Raw genomic sequence first — 22,714 nt, 5'->3', positions numbered from 1 at the left:
ATGGAATCTTAAAAAGTCTGTCTAGGCAAGCCGATAAAATGGATTTAATTATTCATTTTATCGGTGTATCACAGTATATAACTATCAATTAAATCAGAAAATAATTATTAAAAATGTAATCAATATAAAAATTAGCTAATTGGGGATCTATTAATGATCATATTTTAGTTGTTGGAATTAGTGGGAGATGAAAAGTGTTCTTTTAACTCTAATTTAAAATTTTCCCATAGTGTTTCAGGCTCTAATTGTGAATAACCTAGAAATGCCACATCTAGTTGACTCTCATATGAGTGAATTAACGAACCTAGTTCTGCATTTTCTAAATAATGAATCAGGTAATGAGTATTCTGAAAGAAAGAATCTATCTGATCTTTATAATTCCAAGTATTTAAATGCTTAAAAATATAATTTTCCAAAACTTTCCTTGTTACTTCATCTACCGAAATTTCATTGAATTCACTTTTTTCCGTGAGTCTGAAGTATTCTAATATTTGCTCAGTGTTTGATAAAAAACAGATGTCTAAAGCTAGCTCATTTGTTGGATCATTCTCTAGTGCATGCACGGCCCAGTTCTGAATCTCTTCAGGTGTAATTAATTTTAGATCTAGCTCCATTTTTAATTGAAATTTATAACTATTAGACATTTATTTAACCTAAATTTATTAGATGATATTTAGAGGAAGTAAGAGCCGCATCTTTCAATATGTGGTCATATTTAAAAAACTAGATAAAACCTTCACTCCATTTTTTGTCTAATTCTTTTAAATCATTATATGCTTTTTCAAATTCGCTCAATGGAAAACTTAATTGAGGAACAGAAGTCGAGGTTTCCCAAACTACGGATGTCACAACATCGTGAATATGGTTAAATGCAAGACCAAAACGAGCCCATATGACTTGATCTGCGGAAACAACTTGTTCAACCATAATTACGCTGCATGCTAGATCTAAATCATCAGAGCAAATTAATATTGGAACCACTGTTGAAACAGCTCCATTTTTATAAACTTCAGGCTTAAGAAGTTTCCATGCATTACTTAATGCTAACTCACTATCATAATCATATAACCAACCTTGAGCTGGAACTAAAGTTTCTGCACGATCAATAATTTGGGTATTCTGGTGCACCCATATATTTAATGGAATATTATCAATTGCAAGAATAGGGAATGGTTTAAAATTACCATTAGCATCTTTTATACATCCTTCAATCAGATGTTCACGTAAAAGAGTTGCTGAGATCGTATTCATATTTATAAGTTAATGTGCGTTAAGCAAATATAATATATTCTATTCAATAGATTAACGAATCTAATCTAATGAAAAACAAAAAATTATTTATCCATTTTCTAGCCAATATCACATTGACACCCCAAATCTCTCCGATTATTCTTTGCCTGCTGGCCTACATTGCCAGTCGGTTTTAGCAGACCGAGAGCGTATAGCGCATCAAAAAAGCAATTTTTTGGTGGCGAACTCGTTCGTCCCCCCTTCGTAGCGGTAGGACGGAAGGGGGACGCCTTGTGCGTGCTGGTTCTATATGCCCAGTCTGCTAACCCTCTTTCGTTCTGCCACCATAATCATTTAGCAGTGATTGGCAGAAATTTTATGCATATAGGATTTCATTCATGCCTACTTTTTCTAAATTGGCCTACGCCAAAATCTCTCTGCCCATACCATTTAAACAGTCTATAAATCGGTTTAATCGACTCTAGGTCTTTACGTCTTAAGAATCGTTACGACTCAAAAATCATAGCAACAATAAACCCGAGATAGGCGAGCACACCTTTGTTGTGCCGCTTTTGCATGCCTGTTTTTAGCACTCAATTTAAGAGTGACGGCATTTCTATCTCTTTTAGATACAACAAAAAATTATTTTAAACGGTACACATATGCCACCTTTAGTACTTTCTACACGTGCTTTAAAAGTTGTGAATAAGGGAATTGATTTATTTCACCATCACGGATTCCATTTAGTAGGTGTCGACAGAATTATCAAAGAGTCTGAAATTACAAAAATGACTTTTTATCATTACTTCCAATCCAAAGCACGGTTTATCGAAATTTGCCTACTTGTGCAAAAAGAACGGCTGCAAGACCAAGTCATTAGTATGCTTGAGTATGATCACAGCACAAGCTTGGTGGATAAACTTAAAGCACTTTATGACGTACATACAGACTTGGAAGGGCTGTATTACTTATTATTTAAAGCCATTTTTGAAACCAAAAATACCTATTCAAATGCTTATCAGGTCGCACTTAAATATAGAACTTGGATAACCAATGAAATTTATAGTCAGCTTAGCGTGCTAAAAGCTGATGCCTCATTTCATGATGCCAAACTACTTCTGCATATAATTGAAGGAACAATTATCCAAAGGCTCAGTCATATCGATGTAGATGAGCGGGACAAACAATTCGAATATTTTATAATGATGTTTTTATAGAAATACTCTAAAAATAAAAGCCCCGAGGTTGGGGCTTTTACTGCATAGGGACTAACCAAAGTTCTTACCACTTATGGCTATAAGTCACTTTAAGCGTTATACCATTTGCCAGTAAGTGGCTGGTGTTATTACCGGATCTTAATAATTGGCTATAAAGCGGGTAGTACTTGCGGTTAAACATGTTTTCTAGGCCAATGGTCATGGTGTCTTTCTTGTTAAGCGCAAAACTACTGATTAAATCTGCTGTGGTATAAGATTTTACATCGTAACGACCGAAACTATTTACACCATTCAAACGGTAATCTTCTGAACCGAAGTAAGTGGCTTGTAGGCGGTTTGTCCAAGTTTCAGTTGGGCTATAAGAAATGTAGCCTGTTAGTTTTAATGGTGGAACACGGAAACCTGTCATGTCTTGCTCAGCACCGTTTTGCGGTTTTTCACGGCCTTTCATCCATGTAACGCTACCACCAGTTCCCCAAACATTTGCATCATCAAGGTAGTCAACCGTTGCTTCAACCCCAGTAACTTTTTCTTTGGTTCTAGTCATATCCAAACTATTACTTACTGGTTGCACAGCGCCTAATTTAGACGTTGAATGGAATACCGCTAAACTTGAAGAAAAGTTGTTAAAGTTACCTTTCCAACCGAGTTCGTAGTTATCAACTTTTACAGGCTCTAAAAATGATGATCCAAGATTAAAACCTGTATCTGCATTACGAATGACTACACCAACATCAGGTAACTGAAAACCTTGGTTAAACGATGCATAAATTGAGTGCTGGTCGTTTGGTGAGAAAGTCACATTGGCATTGTACAACCATGCATTCGCTTTCACTTTTCCGCCCGGAACTGTGTAAGGGTTGGTTTTACCTAATTGTGATAATGGAACAAAGCTATCAATTTGCGCATAGCTGTCTTCATAGCGTGTACCAGCTTCTGCTGACCATTGATCATTAAAGCGGTGTTTTAGCTGCACAAAACCACCCACACTTTGCGTGGTGAGTTCAGGTAGATAAATCAGTTTGCCGATTTTTACAAACTCTAAGCCGCCCGATTGATCATAAATTTTTTGATCAAAAATATCTAAAGGCATTTCACTTTTTTCACGGCTAAAGTCACCACCCCAAACTAAAGATGTGTCACCTAAAAACTCAAGGGGAGTAGTCACCGTTAAGCGGCTACCAAGGACGTTATTTTCTTGATAGACCTGATCCACTTGTCCACCGCGTGGACTAACTTTACCTGGAGCAACACGGGCATCAAACGGTGAAAAACGGGTAAAGAAGTCGCGGTAATAAATTTGAGCATCAACTTTATTACCAAAAAAGTCTTTATGGTTATAGGTCAAATTGTAGATTTGGTTTTCGTTTTTAGTCTGATCTTTGAGCTTTAAACCTTTAATGGCTTTGGCTGGCACAGTTCCAGCAGGAGTATTCTTAACACTTGGGTCAGATGCATAATCTGAGTCTTGCTCAGCATTATAGTAGTTTGCAGCAAACTGTAGGTATTGATTGTCATCAATGTGATAACCCAGCTTACCGCCGATGCTATAACCATTTGAATCGTAAAGGTCGCCCTGACTTGGTTCAGGTGCAACACGGTCACCACTTGCATCGTAGGGGCTACCAATACGTTGATAACCAAAGTCGAGCGCATAGTCAAAAGCGTTAAAACTGCCTGTAAAATACTGGTGAATATCACCACTTAAAGCATTAGAACGCAGATTTGTAAGTGGTGTTTGAAGTCCAACGACCGTTTTAGCCGTAGGTTCACCGCCAGCCGCTTTCGTGGTAATTGAAATAATACCGCCCGCAGCACCGCCACCATAAATTGCGTTACTACCACGAATCACTTCAATGTTGGCAATACTTTCAGGGTCAATGGCTGAAAGTCCTCTCGCTGTATCACGAGTGAGGTTCATTGGAACGCCATCGACCAAAATAAGCGCATTACGGCCACGTAAAGTTTGACCATAATCGGTAATAGTTCGGCTTGAGTCAGACAGGCCCGGTACAGCTTTGGCTAAAACTGTCGCAATGTTGCCAGACGATCCATTTTTCAAAAGTTCAATTTGTTTTTCATCTAACTTGGTGACTTGTTTGGCAGAGGTAGAGAGTTCATCTGCACGTGAAGCGGTAATGGTAATAGTAGGAAGGGCTTCAGGCTTTTTTTCTGTTTCTGTGGTTTCAGCAGGTGAAGCGGCAAATGCTGAGTTTGAAAGAATAATGGCTCCTCCAAGTGAAAGAAGTGGAATGAGATTTTTAACTTCAGACTTTCTTGTAAAAAGTTTATTACTTTTCTTATTTGCCATTGTCTCGCCCTGAGAGTGATTTTAAATTGAGCGAATTATAAATGAGAATCATTGTAATTAACAATATTATTAATTGCTTTAAAATAATATATTTGAAATTTATTCAATGAATTAGGGGAATAGGCTTTTATTCCCCTTAAAAGATGTGAACAGTTATGAAATGCTCTTAAAGGTATTTAAATGGTTTTGATGGGCACGGCGTATAATGCTGCGGTCATCGCCGAGTACAAAAAGCTGAACAGATTGTTGTTTCCATGCCGCGATATCTTCAGGTTGTCGGGGAATAGCACAGAAATGCTTTTGACTATTTTTAGTCTTTAAATACATCTCTTGAACTTTCTCTTTCACTTTTGGATGGCTAGTTTGCCACGGCATTCCCATCGATTGAGAAAGGTCGGCAGCACCTTCAAGAATAATATCGATACCTTCAACTTTTAATATTTCATCAAGTTGTTCTAGTCCTTCCAAGCTTTCAATCATGGCAATGACAACCGTTTCGTTTGCAGCCTGTTGAACAAAACTCGCTAAATCGTCCATGCCGTATCGATTTAACCTTGTCGAGTTGAGCCCTCTTTGCCCAAGCGGCATATAGTGGCAATTGTTCACAGCCTGTTGAGCCTGCTCCGCATTTTCAATACGTGGAAAAACAATGCCTGTTACCCCTGCATCGAGCAGAGGTAGAACTAAATGGTTGGCGTTTAACGGCACCCTCACAAATACATCAAGATTCATGGTTCTAGCGGCTAAAATCATGATCTCGACTTGAGACGTACTAAATAAAGTATGTTCCAAGTCGATAATAATAAAGTCGTAGCCCGCAAGTGCCAGTTGCTCGACATTAATCGGAGAAGCTACGGAACAAAAGATTCCGTAGAGCGTCTCGCCATTTGCTATTCGTTTCTTAAAAGAAATCGAATGCTTATTCATATTCAATTTCCTTAATGAGGCTAAGCGGGTTCGGCGTGGTTTGTACTCTTAAGCGAATTTCCGGAAGGAAACGGCGGCTTGCGAGCTGTTCAATATCGATGGTGTCATCTGTAAAGTTAAACAATTCATATCGTTCCGCAAACTCTGGATGAGCTTCTTTATGCTGATTGATGATGGTTCTTAACATGGTCCAGAATTTGATTTCATCGAAGTCATAATGTTCATTTAAGAAAATCGCTAACTCGGCCAGATTTACAAACCAAAGCGCATCTTGGGTAAAGTCTCTGAGCTCATTTGGAGAGTGGGTTTCCAAGAACGAGTTCGGGTTAATCTTGGCATGTTCTTTTGGTGCATCTTGTAAGTTAGGTAAAAGATTCGGCTCGCGTAAAAGATGACGACTAAAACGAATTCCATCGTGGAAATCTTTCAATGCAGCTTTAACAGGTAAGCCTTTTTTATGAATCAGAACCATGTTTTGTGCATGTGACTCTAAAGCGAGGCCGTGGCACCATAAAATATGCATGATTGGTAGATAAGCATTGCTGATTAATTTTTCTAACCAGAACTCGATACCGTACTCTTGAATCCAATCATCAATGAGAGGTTTTTGGTCAATATCAAGTTGCATCAATCCTGTTACTGGCGTTGCCGATTCACCTTCTTTTAAGTAGCTGTAAATACTTTCGCGCCAAATGCAGGCGAGTGCGCCGTATTGAACAGGAAGGGCAATCTGCTGATTCACTGAAAGACCGCCAATCTCTCTTAAAATAACAGGCTTACGCTGTTTTTCTAAAATATGGTCTTGCTCAACAATGTTATACAGCCAGTCACTCATTTTTGCCGCATTTTGAACGGTATGTGGTGCCAATACGCGAGAGGTCGAGGTATTGACCAAATTCATTGCCAACTTAAGAGAAAGTGCCGAGATATCACTAATATTTGATAAAGTTCGAATCGACTGCTGTGGTAAATAAGTTGGACCTTCAATATCTAACGGAATGATCAGTTGGTTGCTAATCGCATCTTGGTAATACAATTCAATAATTTTATCCCACTGCCACGGATGAATTGGGGTGAGGATATAATCTTTAAAATCTACATTTTGCTCTTTCAATTGCTCATTAATAGTTTGTAGATCTTTTTCTGAAAAATGCTGTTTATAAAGCTGATCTAGGCTAATGGTTTCGCTTAAAACCAGCTTGCACAAACTATTATGAGTCGCCGCCCATTGAACCGTAAAACCTTCAGAAAGCTCGGGTGCATATTTCTGGTTTTCTTTTAAATCGAAGCCGATACGTGACTTAAAGCTTGGGTGATATAAATGGGCGTTGGTGATGCGTGCCTCTTGTTCTAGGTACGGCAAAGTTCTTAAAGGTTGAGCAGGCACTTGGCTCAAAGTCTGCGCATGTTTAACGTAAGTTAAGTTGAGTTCATCATTAAAGTTTTGCCATTTAACTGGGTCAGCTTCAATAATATTTTTTAGGTCAACAAGTAGCGTTTTTAAGTTAGGGCGAGTTTCAGTGCCTAAAGTAATATCAGAACGGGTTAAGCTTGAAGGATCTAGCTTAATTCGTTTAAAACTAAAATGTCGTTTGGCCGCGCAGGTATAGAAAACGGTATCGGAAATATAGAACTTGATTTGACCTTTAGAAAACTCGTATTTAAAAGTATTTTCAAAAATGAGCGCTTCTAGTAATTGACCCATCACGCGATTTTCCGCAAGGGTTTTATAATTGGTTTGTTGTGTTGGTTGAAGAGGGCAAAGCGCTTCTGCACCGCGATATTTATAAATAGGGTTTTCAACTTCAATCCAGATAGGATTGCCACCACTGTGGTAGAGCGTATTTAACATATTTGCCTTAATTGGTAATGTGAGTGAATGAATTAATAAGTCGCGGTACTGCTTGCCTTTGGCAGTAAAGTTTTCTTGTGTGAGGGTAAGATGGGTGGCTTGCCAAAGTTCAAATTCTTCAATAGCCGTAACTCGCGAAATTGCGCTGATGAGATGAGCAATGTGATTGATCACGAGGTAATATTTTAAAAACGTCCATGCATCTTTTTGGGAGAACCAAACAGTACTATCTTCAGAAATAGATGAGTCGTCTTCTATCATTTCTGGAACAATGCTAATGCCTTCCATATCTCGAAGAATAAGGCGATGCGGATAACCGTTTTTAAATTCCATTAAGCTGTTTTGCATATGCGCTTCTACGCTAATGCCTTTGTTTGCAAACAACTCAACTAATGGAATAAGCGAAACTTTAAGGTACTGTTTCCACCAGAAAGTAATGAAGTCTTTGGCATCGTTCGATTGTAAGTTTTGATTCGGTGCCGCTTGCTGAATAAAGCTTAAAAGAGGGATTTCATGGTTTTCGTTTTCTTCAACCAAGCCACCGAGCATTCGGGTATTTTCTAGTACAGCAGGAGTCAGCCCAGCTCTATAAATAATGCCAAATGAACTTTCAAGCTCTGGGATTCTGACTGTTTTCGCCTCTAATTCCGGCAGAATCACAAGGTCGGGATATTGCTCATTAATCTTGTGATTAATAATAATTTTGCTCGCATCAATGGCACGTTCCATTTCATCCATTGGGTTATTACGAATGAAACTGGTAATTCGAACATCAATAGAGAGTTTTAAGAATAGGTTCGATTGAGGTAACCATACTGTACGAACAGATGAGGTCGGCCATACGGTTTGACCTAATGCGCCTAGATAGATCACGTCTTGGCTGTCTAAATATTTCTTTAAAGATGGATGTTGAAGTAAGAAATTGGCTTGCCACGGATGTGTTGGCATAAGCTCATAATTGGTGAAATTCTCTTGTAAATGGTCTTTTGCAGCTTCTAAAACTTCATCTTCAATATGGTGAGAAGGTTCGTTCTCGCTGACCAGTTTTTGGATTAAAGAAGAATGAATTGCAAAGTAGTGGAGTTGGAAACTTGCGCCTAACTCAGGGCTATACTTTTTCATGTCCTCTTTAGAAAAACCTAAATTGGCTTTAGAGGTCACATGAAAAGGGTGCCCATATAACATGCCTTGTTCAGTAGCCTGAAAACCACTCAATGCTTTAGCTGTTGTTTGAGATGGCTTATTTTCTAAAAAGAATTTTGTGTTCTCGATACTATTGGCAATATCGGAGTACAAATTCTTATTTTGGTTTTTGTCTTTAAATAAGCTATTCAGTTCATCTGTAATCAGCTTCACTAACTGTTTAGGGTCGGTGAGCGAGTCAAATGTATTGTTGCTTAAGTTTTGCAGAACAAAACCACGTTGATATCTGTGATAGCCCGTAGTTGATAAGTGCTGAACTGCGCCATAAGCAACCGTGTTAGATGCATGAAATGTATAAGCAAAACATAGCGTGTCTGGTTGCTCTGCATATAGGGTGAATAAAGGAGAGTCTTGAGCTGGGATAATGTGCTTTTCAAGATTCACTTTGAGTTCACGAAAGAAAGTATTCAGGTACTGTTCGAAAAGTTTATAAGACCATGCATCTGTTGTAATAATTGAGTTCATTCTTGTGCCTCTTTTAAAATTGTATCCATTAAGAATTTGTTCAAAATCACCACTAATCCCGCACCGATAAAAAATAGTGAGGTGCAGATTAATGCAGCGGTAATATTGAAAAATGAGTAGGTGAGCGTGATGGTGATTGGGCCAATAAGTTGCCCTAAGACAAAGGCACTGTTAGAAATACCAATCACTTTTCCTTGGCTTTGAGCGCCAGCTTTTAGAGAAATGGTGTGTAAGATCGAAGGAATAAGGGCTGCAAAGCAAAAACCTTGTATGAGTCGTAATACAAGAACTAGCCAGATATTCGAAACCCAGATCAATGCAAAAATCGTGATGCCGCAAATTAAAGATGCGTAAACGAAGTTATTAAAAGAGTCTCCTTTATCATCATTTCTTTTTCCCCAATAGGTCGCAGCAATAAAGGCTGCTCCCCATGAAAGCGCATGAATGGTTCCCGTTAAACTCGCGGCAGATAACGATGAGTGAGTGCTTTGGCTTATTTCGCTAATGTATAAAACGAAGCAAGACACCAAACCAAAGCCACCCGCTTGAACCAAAATGCCGGCGCTTAACCATGAAAAAATCGTTCTATCAAAGAAAGCGGGAAGCTTGGATTTCTCTTTGGTTTTTGTGGTTTCAGTTTTAACGGGATTAGTTAATACAAATGACGCAATCACAATGAGTGTCACAACAACAAATGCTGTTGCGTTGAGTAATACTTCAACCCGCCATTGATCCATAAATATCCCGCCGAGCACGGGACCACATAGGCAAGCTAGCGCAACACTACTTTGTAGTTGCCCAAAAGCGGCACCACGTTGTTGCTCGTTGGAAAGATATGAAACATAGGCATTTAAAATTACGGAAAGACCGCAAAAGCCGAGTAAAATTCGCGCGAAAATAAACAGGTATAAATGCTGAGCACTCGCCATGAGCAGTATTGAAATACAGAAACCTGCCAGAGAAAGTAGCAAGGCTTTTTTATGGCCGAATGTGTCGGATAGGTGTCCCACAATCGGTGCTGTAAATAAGCTGCCAATAGCCGGAGCCGCGAGTGCTAAACCTGCCCAGATAGTAGGAGCACTCATATGCGCTGTCAGTTTTTCCATATAAAGCGGCATGATCGGAATAAGTACCATGAGCCCAAAAGTGGAAAAAAATTGACAGAGCAAAATAATGAAATGATCTAGGCGAGATGAGCGCATGATTTAGATATCCATGGTCTCATAGCTAGAAACAGATAAGCTGTGATAAGGGTTCGGCGTACTTCCGATTTTACTTGGCATGCCTGTTGAGTCGCTTTCTTGCGCAAGTAAAGGCGTAAGGAGCTGTTTGAATGGCCAAGTCTTATTGTCGAAAAGATAAGTTTGAATTTGCGATTTTGTTTGTTCTGAAATGGCTTGGGTTTCTACAAAATCTTGAATAATGTCTTGAACCATCTCCCAAAAATCGCTTTCTGTACGATCCGTATATTTCAAGGCAGCTAGAGCAATTGGATAGAGGTTAATTTGAAGCCCTAATGTAATGAAGTAATTAAATAAGTCTTCATTTTTAGTAAAGATAAGATTGTTCGGTGTACTGGTATCAATGGTATAAATCGGAGGTGTAAAACCATTTTCTTCAATGGCTGTGGTACATATTCTTAAGGTATCGTGGTCACGTAAAATAAAGCATTTCAACTTGTTATTTTCATAACACACCATAGTGTTTTGCCCGTGGCATTCAGGCATGATTCCTTTTGCCCAAAGCGTTAAGAATGTTTGAATAAAATGAACGCTTAAGTCTTTTAGTAATGTCCATTTGTCACCCTTAATGCCTAAAGTTTCCCAAGGGTCAACATAGGTACAGCTTAAAGCTGACATAGTGATTGGCGTGACATTTTTATCTTGGCAAAAGTCAGGAAAATGTCGGACTTGGCAACCAATTACACCTAAATTCTTTACAATCGGCTCTTGTTTACCCAGCACCCACCAGTGCGTTTCGTTACTTAAAAAGAGACGATTTTTTATTAATGCAGTTTCATTAATGACGTCATTTAAAAAATCATAAGCCGTATGACCATTCATTAAATAGCGGCCTGGCATAGAGCGGATTGCACCTAATGTTTTGGCATTGGTTGAGAGTTTTAAATGCAGAGTCGGGTTTGCGTTGTGAATAAGGGTTCTTAAAGAAGAAGTCGGTAAACCAATTGTGGTGACATGGTTTAGGTCAATACCGCCGTACTTATTTTCATCAAACTTTAAATAGCGATGTTGAGTCTCTAACAGAGGCAGGGCTAAGTAGTCATCTGAAAGCTGAGCTATTTTGTCAGCAATCAGACGTTCCTCAACTTCTGATAACAGAAGCTCTTTGTGAGGAATCGACTTCATATTGTTGATGACGTCATCCTTCTTAAATGCCCACCAATACACCTCAATTTCTTTTTGAGTTGTGAGTGGGGCAAGTTCACCTTTTGAGTGAGCGAACGGATGAAATGGACGATCAGCGACCAGCGATAGCAACTCGCTTTTGATTAAAGGTGAAGAAAATGAAAGTGCTGACTGTAAAATTTGAGGAATTTTTTCAGCCGTAACTAAGTTGTCTAGCCAATAATCAATCGCTTTTTGATGGTGTGGTGACGGCCACCAAGTTGCTTGAGTTAAATAGTTAAAAACTTCAGAAATAGAAATTTTAGAAGTTGTATTGCTCAACAGGTTATGAAGCAAAACTTCGGGTTGGGTAACATAGAAAGGATTTACACCATCTACTTTTAAACAGCTGAAATAGAGTTCCAACTCATCATTGAGAGTAATTGCCAGATAAGGCTTTTTATAGGAAAGATGATCTTTAAAATCTCCATAATTCTCCATGTAGAGGGCATCTATCGTTTTTTGTAGTTGTGCTGTGTAAATCCGATCTAACATTTTAGTTATTCCTATTCTTATAAAAGCGGTAGAACCGTGCCAACGTTTTGTTCTTGTGCAGCATTGAAGAACCACTTCGCGCAGACAATATCGTCAATCGCCATGCCCATTGGGTTGAGCAAAATGATTTCATCTTCGTGTTCACGGCCGTTTTTATGACCAATAATGATGTCGCCAAGTTCAGCATGCAGTTTTTCACGACTGAACAAGCCATCTTCAACCAACACGTTGATGACTTTCTTTTCTCGGTTTGATTGGTCCCAGTCATCTACAATCACTTTGTCTACTTTTAAGAAGACTTCAGGCTCAATATCCATAATTGAAATGTTTGAAACAAAGCAGCCTTTTTTAAGCCACTCAAACGGAATGTAAGGCTTATCTGAAACTGTGCAGGTAATGAGGACATCTGCTTGCACAATTGCAGACTTAGCACTGTCATGAATTTCAATTTCTAGATTTGGATATTCTGATAAGAACAATGCTTTGAGTTTTTCAGCTGCTTCGGGGTTTACATCAAATAAATGTATTTTTTTCACTTGAGCGTATTGCTCAAGTACCGTCTTAATCTGCATTTGAGCAATTGGACCGCAGCCAATTACGGTAATGTCTGAAAAGTCCTTTTTCGCTAAATACTTAATAGAAACACCCGTAATTGCCGCAGTTCGCATGGCACTGATGAGGCTGCCTTCCATCACTGCAACCGGATAATTTGTTTCTGAATCATTTAAAACAATCAGTGCGCTGGCACGCGGAATATTGAATTTTTTAGGGTTATGTTGTCTTGAACCAATCCATTTGATTCCGGCAATCGGGTCGTTGCCACCTAAATAGCAAGGCATTGCAATAATACGGTCCGCAATATGGTCTGCACCTTGCCAGCGAAGATACGGTTTTAAGGGTTGTACAAACTGTTTATTTGCATGCAGGGTTAAACCTTCAGTAATCGCTTCAATAAATGAATTACTATGATTTGCGCCAAGATTTAATAAATCTGATTGACTTAAATAGCGAAGGGTAGCCAAATTGCTCATGAATATGTCCTAAGGAGAAAGTTAAACAACATTTTGTAAAGTAAGGTTTTCTTGACGTCGTAAATTTCGATTGAAGTGACGTTTCTTGATCATTTCGAACCATTCATCTTCATAAACAAGATCGAGATAGCGGTCGCCGCGATCAGGCAGCAGCGTTAAGACGCATGAACCTTCGGGAATGGTTGGAATCAGTTTTTTTATGGCTGAAATGGACGAGCCGCTTGAACCGCCTGCAAAGATTCCTTCATGTTCAAGAAGTTCTCTACAACCGAGTGCCGATTCATAGTCATCTACATAAATGACATCATCAATTTCATCAGGAGAGAGGAGTGGTGGGACAGTACTTGCTCCAATGCCGGGAATTTCACGTGGACCAGATGTGCCACCGAACAATACCGAACCGACAATATCGACCGCGATGACTTTTAATTCTGGGAACTTCTCTTTAAGACGACGAGATACGCCCATAATCGTGCCGGAGGTACTTGCCCCAATTACGAGGTAATCAATCTTCCGATCAATTTGATTTAAAATTTCTTCTGCTTCACCAAAGTAATGGCTTTTCCAGTTGTTTGGATTGGCATATTGATTAATCCAAACCGCATTTGGCAGTTGTTGGCATAGCCGTTTTACGGTGTCAATTCGGGTTTTTAAGTAACCGCCGTTTTGGTCTTTCTCAGAAACCATTTCGATATTGGCTTTGTAGAGCTTCAGCATTTGTAAATTTGCTGAGGCAATTTTTGGGTCAATCACGGCAGTGAATTTTAATCCATATATTTTGCAAGCCATTGCAAGTGCAATAGCTAAGTTCCCTGATGAACTTTCAACAATATGACTGTCTTTATTAATCACTCCAGATTTCAGGCCTTCCTGTAGCATGAATAATGCTGGACGGTCTTTAATACTTCCTCCTGGGTTTAACAATTCCATTTTCGCAATCACTGAGACTGATTGATGCGTGAATAGCCTTGATAGTTGTAATAGTGGCGTTTTACCTATGCATTCGAGAATATTTTCATGGATCATGGCAGATCTTCTCAGGTTTTTATGTGTTGTAAATGATAATTATTATTAATTAAATTATTATTACGATTTATTCCAAGATTGTTGCTGTTTGTAAAGAAAAAACAGGGGGAGTTATAGGAATTTTCACTAATTTTTTTGTTCTAATTCTTTGAATAATAAAATCTATATTTTACAAAAGGTTAAATTAATAAACTTTTTAAATATAAGCAGATAGGCAGGAACTTACTATTTTATAAAAATTAATCACAGTGAAAAAATAAGTGAGTTGACGAAAAAATGAAGAAAAATAGGTGATGAGGAAAGTTTTTCCATTCATAACTCTTCATACCAAGGTAAGTTTATTGAAACAAAAAAGCTGTAATTTGATAAAAAGAGCACTTCTTATGAAGGAGCTAAGTAGATAAAGCAGTGTTGAATAACTAATCTTATTTTAAAAATGAAAATCTACTTATTGCCTACTTGAATCATTTTTCTAAAAATTAATCTAATTTAGCGATTAAGTATTATAGACGTGTTGTATTTATGACGACATATGTAAACAAGCCTTATTCTATAACATACGAACACTTTAAAATTATTGAAAATAAAGTTGTAAGGTGTAAGGGTTTGGATTTTTTTAATTATTATCGTGATCTTCAAGCTGAGTTAAGCAACTATCCTTGGCTAGAAATGATAGTTTCACTCACAATTTTGATTTTATTTGCTGCGTTGGCAAACTTTATTGCTAAGCGAATTATTGTTAGGGGAATCCGTCATTTAGTGACTAAAATCAAGTCACTTAATCAATCTGTTTTTGCTCAGCATAGTGTTATTAAGCGATTTGCCAATATTGTGCCAGCCATTGTGATTATGAATGGTATTACCACCGTTCCACACTTATCTGAAAAAGCCATTGCTTTGGTACAGATGGGCGCACAGGCATTTATTTTCCTGACTATTGCACTCACTATTAGTGAATTATTAAATATATTTAACTTAATCTATCAGCGTAATCCAAAGTCTAGAAATAAGCCGATTAAAGGTTATTTACAACTCGTTAAACTCATCATTTTTGTTGTTTGTGGTTTGATGATTTTAGGTACCTTCCTTAAAAAGGATGTATTTACCTTACTGGCTGGCTTCGGTGCGATGGCAGCCGTATTAATGCTGGTATTCCAAAATACCATTTTGTCATTGGTCGCGAGTGTACAAATTGCTTCTTATGACATGGTACGTATAGGAGACTGGATTGAAATGCCATCGTTAAATGCCGATGGTGATGTGATTGATATTTCATTGCATACTGTCACAGTCCAGAACTTTGATAAAACCTATACCACCATTCCAACCAATAAACTCGTAACGGACACTTTTAAAAACTGGCGTGGTATGAGTAATGCCGGTTGTCGCCGTATGAAGCGTTCTCTTTATATTGATCAAACTAGCGTTCACTTCATGACTGAAGAAGAGCAGCAAAAACTTAAAGATTTTCTATTATTAGATCAGTATCTCAATGCCAAGCAATCTGAAATTGAAGAATTCAATAAGCATCTAGGAAGTCAGTCACGTTATAACAAAAGACGTTTAACCAATATTGGGACATTCAGAGCATATGTTGAATTCTATTTACGTCAGCATAAGGGCATTGCTCAAAACCAAACTCTTATTGTTCGTCAATTACAACCAACGAGTGAAGGTCTACCTTTAGAAATTTATGCTTTTACCAATACTACGGCGTGGGTTTCTTATGAAGCAATTCAGTCTGATATATTTGATCATCTCATCGCGATATTGCCAGAGTTTGGCTTAAGAGTGTATCAAGCGCCTTCAGGCCATGATTTTCAAAAACTAACAGTAGAATAACTAAATAAAAGAATGCTATCTTTCTTGATTTTTCAAATAGATAGCATTCTTTTAATAATTTTATACATTAATTAATAATTATTTTTGGAAAATTATTATTAAATAGCGGTATAAATTGACTATACCAAGTTATGTGTGTTTCATAACTTGAAAAGATTAATTTTTAAGCAAACTCGATCTATAACTTTTCAGGAGTAAGGCTTAAGTAACAATTTTGACACTTTGAACAAAGAAAATACTAAATGTTTAAGAATAACAAACAATAAAGTTGCTTTACTAAAATTTGTTAGGTGAGTTGGAGTGTTTGAATGGCTACAGCAATAGAGAACCGAGCTAGACAACTTAAAAACGCAAAACGTGGAGGATATGCGCCAACCATTGCCAAAGATGTAAACAAACACAAAGTCCAAAAACTAAGGAGAGCTCTAGACGAAGCCCGGCGATATGTGAGTGAACTAAATGACGAAACCATTATCTTTGACGATCAAGACGCAAGGCAAAAGGCTGAAGGAGCCAAAGCAATAATTGAAATGTTTGAAGCAGCTTTAAGCGGTGCATGAGTACCATCAAGCTAAAACATAAATTATAGAAGACCTTGCTGAAGACACGGTTAACTTTTCAGTCCCTTGACTAAAAACTCGTTATTCAGCAAGGCAGCAAATAAAAAAATAATTCAAAAATTTCTATATTCTATTTTTAGATAAGACACCACAAAAAATATAAGTCAAATAATATTATTGATGAGCTTAATTTTTTTCAGAAAATTATTACCAACTATAAAATCTTTCCGCACATAAAATGCGACGAATTTTGCACTTTATTTAATTGCTGTGGTTTATTATGGAAGGCAGTTTCACAACCCTCTTATTGATTACATTTGGCATTTCAACACTTACATACTGCAATAATATATCCATCATACTTCCCTAAAAATCTGATCAATCACCAAAGTCAGAATAAGAGGGAAGGAACCATGCCAAAATTTCTAATAATCGCCGAGAAGGTGTATAAAAAATTCGAAGAAGATAAATTGTTCTCTGATAACCTGATTGAACAATTAAATAATTTGGTCAGCATTATTCGAAAAGAGATAAAGGGAACCCCCTGTAAACTCAAATATAATTTTATAGACTTTGAAGAATGTCTAAGTAAACCCTTAAATGAATGTTCAATTAAACTCGACATGAGCTTAATGCCTAAATATAAAAATAAGGGTGAATATATTATGTGGTTAGCAAGCTTTATTGAAAGAATTACAACAGGTGGTCAGCCAAAACTTCCACCACTTTCAAGTATTGTACCTGCTGACTTTAATACTAAAAAAGAAACTCAATCCGTACTTGAAAGTAAAAAGGCAGTATCAGAAGAAAATGCCAAGATGATAGTGAACTATTTTAATTCCGAAGAGTATAAAAAAAATAATAAAAAAATAAATCTGGTTTAAAACCTATAAAAGTGTGTGTCCACCGCAATTTTATAATTGCTGATAAATTTCAGCAACCGCCTTCTGGGGCGGTTTTCTTTTATATAATTTATTTACTTTATTTGATGGTGACAGTCTTATAATATGCACTTTTTAATTATCATAAGCGAATATTACATATTATGAAATTACGATTTTTTATCTTGGGTTTACTTATTTGTACTAACACTACGGCGGCACCAAACACAAGCTTTGAAGATGAATATTATAGTCTTTTAGAAAAATTCCATATAGTTCAAGCACAAAGAGATGCTTTTATCAAAAAGAATGCGAATAAAAATTTAACCAGTTCGCAAAGGAAAAAGCTAGATTCAATAGAATGTAGCTATATGCAATCCGAATTAAAATATAATGAATTTCTTATTTCTAGATTTAAAGAATATAAAACTTTCATGAAAAGATCTGGTCTAGTAGTAGCTGCTGATAAAGAGTTAATTCAAATGGATATTGATTCTTTAAAAGAAGAAATAAATGGTCCTAATGGAAAGTGTAAATAACTATAAGCACCGATAACGGTGCTTTTTAAAAGGAATTTTTTTATTTTCAATACGATATACATTACATACTTAAACAATTAGATCATAAAAAAATCCATAACTTATCTGTATAGCATGTTAAGTTTTTCTACACATATATAAATTATAGAAGGACTAAAACATGAAATGTTCATATCAAGATTTGGATGGAAGCAGTGTTGAAATAACTTGTGAAAGTTACATACATATACCATCCGGTGCAGGAGTAAACAAAATAGCCGGGAATAATCGGTCGGCAGACCTAATACATATTACCGAAGATTTCAGTTTTTTTAAGAAAACACAAGCAGATTCAATACCCATCTATCGATTTGCTGTTGATGATAATTGTAATGTTTTTAATAGTGATGAGTTACCAGCTTTGGCACAGATTGGAACAAATTGGAAGGTTTTAGATGAATAGTTTTTAAAATGAAAACATAGTCTATAAGTTAATTTTAAATATTTTGTAAAATTTATCAAATAGTAAATATTTAACTAAACTTAATAGAGGTATTATAGACAGCTAAATTAGATGTAGTCTGAATATTTATAGGCAGTTTTAGACTAAATGTTGCATAGTGAGAAAGAACATGAAGCGCCTTATTACATTATTTTTATTGCCTTATGCTACGGGTACATTCGCTCAAGAGCCCTTCGAAGTCAGTAAAAGCTGTTTTATTGTGAATGGTAAAAATAGTACTGAGACTTGCTTACTCTCTTCTACGAATAACTTAAGTTCTAACTTTGAAAGATTAACTTTTCCATATAGCAAAGTATTTATAAAAGAATCAAATATTTGTTCTCATGAGGATTCATGTATTTCTGTGGGAAGTAATTTATCGAATTTAAAAGATGCGACTATTTATTATCGTGATTTTAAAACTAAAAAGATTATTGAAGTACCTGAAAAAGATTCATGGACATGCTTTAAGCAACAGCATGATCGGTTAGATTTTTGTGTTTCCTACAATTAACAAAAGCTTACTTCTAAGAGTGATAATTAAAGTAATGAGCGAAAACTAGTTAAGTATCCCTCTCATCTCTAAAACTGCTGCTATTTAATTATCAATGCTTTAATTATGTGTGCTCCATTCTAATTTACATTTCTATGCGAGAAGTACAAAAAAGTCTATAAACCTATGCTGATCGTAATATGGATAGTCAGTATTTATAACCTAATCAATGGAAACTATATGAGGTAAGACATGACTAAAATTATAGCTACCCTAGGTTTAGCAGCAATTATTTCAGTCTCTGTTGCGGCATGCCAAGGCGAGAACGATACCAAACAGCAAGATAAAACCACAACGCCGCACTCATTAGATAAAGACTCATAAAACTAAAAAAGCCCATCAATAGATGGGCTTTTTTAATCTTATTTTCATTTAAAAAATGGATTACTCACAAACACTAAACCGACTGAAAAAAATGAGTCATCTTTAGTCTGATTTAAACGGTTACCGTAACTTGCGTTGAACTGTATATTTTCTCTGTACAACATATATTTAATACCGGTTTGATAAAATGAATCACTTCGATCATTTCCATACACTTCAGCAGTAACCGTTAAGGGTTTTGTAATGAATGTTTCTGTACCCACACCCCAAGTAGTTTGCTCGCGGTGAGTGGTGTGTTCTCTAAGCCACCCCACATTAGTATGCAATAAGAAATGGTCATCCAACATAGAAATACTTAAGGGCACATTCACAGTCCAATCTTTTTCAGAAGTGTGGTTGTTATTAATTTGGCTAGAAAATGAAACACCAATTCCCCAGTTATTGGTCTCAAGTGGTTTTATAAGCGTTTTCCCTTGAACAGTCGTATAAGTGATATTACCTGCCTCATCAGAAAAATGACGCCCCAAACCTACACCAAACTCAAAATTGCCACCAACATTGCAAGAAGGAATAACCCAATATTCCTTATCTTTAGGGTTATTCTGCATCCATGAGTCAAGTTGACAAGAATGGGCTGGGACTAAAGAAGCATCATCAACGACCATTGGTCGTCCAGCATAGCTACAAATAAATGCCAAGCAAGTGCTAAAAAAAACAATAGATTTTTTAAAATTAAGAAATAGCATGGATGACTCCAAAACAACAAGGAGCATATGTAAGTATTTACTTGTTTTTTTAAAACAACTGATAAATAAGAAATAAAGCAAAAGGGAAGGACTCTCTTAAATCCACAAGAGAGCCAGTGGGCTTTAGTGGATACTTAAATCTGAGTCGATGATTTATTCTTATCAATCGAGCAAGTACTCACAATGAAGCCCCTAAAAATTCGTTGCGCGGATTCTAAGGCGGTTTTTATAAGCTGGCAAGTTAAAGTTTCATGACATATATTTTTTGAACAACTATTAAAAGACTTACAAACTCAAACGTTACTCATCAAATTTATACATAAAGTAAAATTTAATAAAAAGTATCTTTTTTATAATTATTTAAAAGAATTTTGAGGGTTAAAAATGAAAAAAAATATTAAAATTTTATTATTAACAGGATTAATTGCAACTTTACCATTAACTGTTGTTGCTAAAAATGTTGAAACCAAAGTAAGCTTTTTAAAAGGTTCTGATCAAACAACTTTAACAGGGAAATTTCAGGGCTATGATGATGTAAGGTATCGAGTTTTTGCAAAAAGTGGTCAGGTTTTAAAATTTAACATTAATAGTTATAGTAACTTAGCTTATATTAATGTTTTTGCTCCAGGTCAAAAGCCAGGCAAAGATAAGGCATTATTGGTAGGCTCGACTACAGGCTCTTCAGGAGAAGTAATACTACCCGTTGATGGTGACTATATTATTCAAGTTTATCAAATGAGAAATAGTGCACGAAAAAATAGAACCGTATCATTTAATTTAGATCTTCAAATAGTGAATAATAAAAATATAAAATACTAATTAAGGCCATCTATATAAAAGCTCTAATAATTAGAGCTTTTATAGGAGATTAAAAAATATTAATTTAAATAAATTGACTCATGAATTCCGCACTTTTCAACAAAAGCTAAATCATGAGAGACTAATAACACAGCACCTTCATAGCTAGAAATAGCATTTGCAAATAGCTCTCTTGATTCAATATCCAGATGATTTTCTGGTTCATCGAGTAATAAAAGTTCAGGCATAGTCTCTGCATGACTTAAACCTAACAATGCGACTTTTAACTTCTCACCACCACTCAGTTGAGCTAATGGATAAGTCCCTTTTTCACCACGAAGCCTAAGCTGACCTAATAGATTTCTCCACTCTAACTCAGAAATATCAGGATTAATATTTCTTAAATTCTCAACAGCAGAGAGATGGTCTAACAAAAAGCTGAAGTTCTGATCTAGATAGAAGCAATTTACAAATAGGCTAATTTCATCTGTAGGCGCTACAGCAGATTGAACAATCTGTTTAAGCAAGGTTGATTTACCGACACCATTACGACCAACTAAGTGAGTTTTTTGAGAAGCTTTGAGGGCAAAATTGATGGGTTGCTGTGTTCCATAGTGGAGTTTTAAGTCATGAACTCTAAGAATTTCTCCTAAACGTTTTTGAAAAGAGGGGAATATAAATTGTTGAGGTTTAACAGTTTCCAGAAGTGATTTTTTATTTTTCAAATCCTGCTGGCTTTGCTCAATTTGACGGTGATGTTGAGACTGGATTGCTCCTAAACTTTGTCCAGCCTGTTCTTTTTTAAAGTCGAGTAAAATTTTAGCTTGTGAGTTTGAATCACGAAGTTTGTTGCCAGCACGCTCACGTTTTTGTGCTTTCATTAAAACATCATGTTGCTTCTGCTTCATGTGCTTAACTTCACGTTGATGTTGATGTACAGACTGTTCTAAAGCCTCAACTCGTGTTTGATATTGCTCATAAAAAATTTCATAGTTTCCTGTAGTGTGCTGTAAGCCATGTTCATTTAAGTGATAAATATGGTCCACTTCATTTAACAAAGTTAGATCATGGCTAATGATAAGAGCACCCGCCGGATGTTTCTTGAGGTGATGAATTAACCACTGTCTAGCATCTTGGTCGAGATGGTTACTTGGTTCATCAAGTAATAGATAGTGGTCGGTTTTTAAAAATAATGCTGCTAACGCTAACTTGGTTTTTTGTCCTTCACTTAATTGTTTCACCGGAAAGTTTAAATCGGTTGGTAAGTGAGCCGATCGCAATAAGGCTTCCCAAATAGAAGGGAGATCCCAATTGCCTTCTAATAAATCATAATCATCGAATTCAGCTTCGCCTTGTTCTATTCTTTGCAAAGCTTTATAAAGATGGTCAATCTCTAAAGCTTCTGCAATGGTGGATGAAGAAAGGCGCGTTAATTGAGCTAAATACGCATGCTTAGACAGCCAAGTAATTTGACCACTAATGTGCATTTCTTTGGTGGGTGAAATCTCTTGGAGCAATTGCATAAGTAAAGACTTACCTTGACCATTACGGCCAATTAAAGCTGATACTTGATGATGCTCAAGTGAAAAATCTAGTTCTTTAAACATCACTTTTGAAGGAAATTCTAAAGTGAGCTGCGATACTACACATGCCTGCTGAGTCATAAAAAACCTCATAAATACAGGATGTACAAAATAGGAAAGTTAAGCTTTAAATAAAGACGTTAAGTCACTAAAAATAGTCTATTTTGCACATCAAAAAAGAGAAAATTGATGAGAAAAAAGACTTACTTCATTGGCGTGACTCACAAAATAGAAGGGGGAAGAGA

20 protein-coding genes are annotated in these 22,714 nt (G+C 36.6%); 9 read left to right on the top strand and 11 right to left on the bottom strand.

Translation table 11 applies throughout. The annotated features are described in order from the left end of the window. Window positions 1-164: 164 nt before the first annotated feature. Window positions 165-644, bottom strand: coding sequence for a hypothetical protein (locus tag HMPREF0014_RS14140; RefSeq protein ID WP_004886598.1), 480 nt, complete (start codon window positions 642-644; stop codon window positions 165-167). Between the two features lie 79 nt (window positions 645-723). Continuing rightward, the gene (locus tag HMPREF0014_RS14135; RefSeq protein ID WP_004886601.1) at window positions 724-1,251 is read right to left on the bottom strand and encodes a hypothetical protein; all 528 of its coding nucleotides are present in this window, start codon (window positions 1,249-1,251) and stop codon (window positions 724-726) included. Between the two features lie 641 nt (window positions 1,252-1,892). Between HMPREF0014_RS14135 and HMPREF0014_RS14130 the strand changes: the two genes are divergently transcribed. Next, a complete protein-coding gene (locus HMPREF0014_RS14130) occupies window positions 1,893-2,447 on the top strand; it encodes a TetR/AcrR family transcriptional regulator (protein ID WP_004886603.1) in 555 nt (184 codons plus the stop codon). Between the two features lie 64 nt (window positions 2,448-2,511). Here the strand turns inward: HMPREF0014_RS14130 and HMPREF0014_RS14125 are convergent, their stop codons facing one another. The 7 genes from HMPREF0014_RS14125 to sbnA form a co-directional block, all read right to left on the bottom strand. After that, window positions 2,512-4,758 (bottom strand): TonB-dependent receptor, encoded by a 2,247-nt coding sequence (locus HMPREF0014_RS14125; RefSeq protein WP_004886606.1) that lies wholly within the window; start codon window positions 4,756-4,758, stop codon window positions 2,512-2,514. 153 nt (window positions 4,759-4,911) lie between these two features. After that, window positions 4,912-5,685 (bottom strand): aldolase/citrate lyase family protein, encoded by a 774-nt coding sequence (locus HMPREF0014_RS14120; RefSeq protein ID WP_006581227.1) that lies wholly within the window; start codon window positions 5,683-5,685, stop codon window positions 4,912-4,914. Then, window positions 5,678-9,205 (bottom strand): IucA/IucC family protein, encoded by a 3,528-nt coding sequence (locus HMPREF0014_RS14115; protein ID WP_004886609.1) that lies wholly within the window; start codon window positions 9,203-9,205, stop codon window positions 5,678-5,680. Before HMPREF0014_RS14115 ends, HMPREF0014_RS14120 begins: the two co-directional genes overlap by 8 nt. Beyond that, the gene (locus HMPREF0014_RS14110; protein ID WP_004886610.1) at window positions 9,202-10,407 is read right to left on the bottom strand and encodes an MFS transporter; all 1,206 of its coding nucleotides are present in this window, start codon (window positions 10,405-10,407) and stop codon (window positions 9,202-9,204) included. Before HMPREF0014_RS14110 ends, HMPREF0014_RS14115 begins: the two co-directional genes overlap by 4 nt. Window positions 10,408-10,410: 3 nt before the next feature. Continuing rightward, the gene (locus HMPREF0014_RS14105; RefSeq protein ID WP_079377151.1) at window positions 10,411-12,051 is read right to left on the bottom strand and encodes an IucA/IucC family protein; all 1,641 of its coding nucleotides are present in this window, start codon (window positions 12,049-12,051) and stop codon (window positions 10,411-10,413) included. Between the two features lie 71 nt (window positions 12,052-12,122). Next, window positions 12,123-13,136 carry a 2,3-diaminopropionate biosynthesis protein SbnB gene (sbnB, locus tag HMPREF0014_RS14100; protein WP_004886614.1) on the bottom strand — a complete coding sequence of 338 codons (1,014 nt, stop codon included), beginning with the start codon at window positions 13,134-13,136 and terminating at the stop codon, window positions 12,123-12,125. A gap of 21 nt (window positions 13,137-13,157) precedes the next feature. After that, on the bottom strand, window positions 13,158-14,162 hold the full coding sequence (gene sbnA / locus HMPREF0014_RS14095; RefSeq protein ID WP_004886616.1) for a 2,3-diaminopropionate biosynthesis protein SbnA: 1,005 nt from the start codon (window positions 14,160-14,162) through the stop codon (window positions 13,158-13,160). Window positions 14,163-14,768: 606 nt separating this feature from the next. Between sbnA and HMPREF0014_RS14090 the strand changes: the two genes are divergently transcribed. The 7 genes from HMPREF0014_RS14090 to HMPREF0014_RS14060 all read left to right on the top strand — a co-directional run bounded on the left by HMPREF0014_RS14090 (window position 14,769) and on the right by HMPREF0014_RS14060 (window position 19,342). Then, window positions 14,769-16,004 (top strand): mechanosensitive ion channel domain-containing protein, encoded by a 1,236-nt coding sequence (locus HMPREF0014_RS14090; RefSeq protein ID WP_002048675.1) that lies wholly within the window; start codon window positions 14,769-14,771, stop codon window positions 16,002-16,004. 308 nt (window positions 16,005-16,312) lie between these two features. Further along, window positions 16,313-16,564: a hypothetical protein gene (locus HMPREF0014_RS14085; RefSeq protein WP_002048677.1), complete on the top strand. Its 252-nt coding sequence runs from the start codon at window positions 16,313-16,315 to the stop codon at window positions 16,562-16,564. Between the two features lie 413 nt (window positions 16,565-16,977). Then, on the top strand, window positions 16,978-17,448 hold the full coding sequence (locus HMPREF0014_RS14080; RefSeq protein WP_004886619.1) for a hypothetical protein: 471 nt from the start codon (window positions 16,978-16,980) through the stop codon (window positions 17,446-17,448). A gap of 182 nt (window positions 17,449-17,630) precedes the next feature. Further along, window positions 17,631-17,984 carry a hypothetical protein gene (locus HMPREF0014_RS14075; RefSeq protein WP_224272965.1) on the top strand — a complete coding sequence of 118 codons (354 nt, stop codon included), beginning with the start codon at window positions 17,631-17,633 and terminating at the stop codon, window positions 17,982-17,984. Between the two features lie 160 nt (window positions 17,985-18,144). After that, a complete protein-coding gene (locus HMPREF0014_RS14070) occupies window positions 18,145-18,426 on the top strand; it encodes a hypothetical protein (RefSeq protein ID WP_004886623.1) in 282 nt (93 codons plus the stop codon). A gap of 169 nt (window positions 18,427-18,595) precedes the next feature. Next, window positions 18,596-18,979, top strand: coding sequence for a hypothetical protein (locus HMPREF0014_RS14065; RefSeq protein ID WP_006581231.1), 384 nt, complete (start codon window positions 18,596-18,598; stop codon window positions 18,977-18,979). Window positions 18,980-19,210: 231 nt separating this feature from the next. Next, window positions 19,211-19,342, top strand: a complete 132-nt coding sequence (locus HMPREF0014_RS14060) for a hypothetical protein (RefSeq protein ID WP_002048661.1) — start codon at window positions 19,211-19,213, stop codon at window positions 19,340-19,342. A gap of 44 nt (window positions 19,343-19,386) precedes the next feature. On the opposite strand, the gene HMPREF0014_RS14055 is transcribed toward HMPREF0014_RS14060, so the two are convergent. Then, window positions 19,387-20,088, bottom strand: a complete 702-nt coding sequence (locus HMPREF0014_RS14055) for a hypothetical protein (RefSeq protein ID WP_004886626.1) — start codon at window positions 20,086-20,088, stop codon at window positions 19,387-19,389. 384 nt (window positions 20,089-20,472) lie between these two features. Between HMPREF0014_RS14055 and HMPREF0014_RS14050 the strand changes: the two genes are divergently transcribed. Beyond that, window positions 20,473-20,907 (top strand): hypothetical protein, encoded by a 435-nt coding sequence (locus HMPREF0014_RS14050; RefSeq protein WP_002053610.1) that lies wholly within the window; start codon window positions 20,473-20,475, stop codon window positions 20,905-20,907. A gap of 59 nt (window positions 20,908-20,966) precedes the next feature. Here HMPREF0014_RS14050 and HMPREF0014_RS14045 read toward each other — a convergent pair whose 3' ends face one another. After that, the gene (locus HMPREF0014_RS14045; RefSeq protein WP_004886628.1) at window positions 20,967-22,550 is read right to left on the bottom strand and encodes an ATP-binding cassette domain-containing protein; all 1,584 of its coding nucleotides are present in this window, start codon (window positions 22,548-22,550) and stop codon (window positions 20,967-20,969) included. Between the last annotated feature and the right edge of the window lie 164 nt (window positions 22,551-22,714).

This window comes from Acinetobacter sp. RUH 2624 (assembly GCF_000162375.2).
GTDB lineage: Bacteria > Pseudomonadota > Gammaproteobacteria > Pseudomonadales > Moraxellaceae > Acinetobacter > Acinetobacter nosocomialis.
Note: the sequence above shows the minus strand (reverse complement) of the source record. Positions and strands in the feature narration are given on the sequence as shown.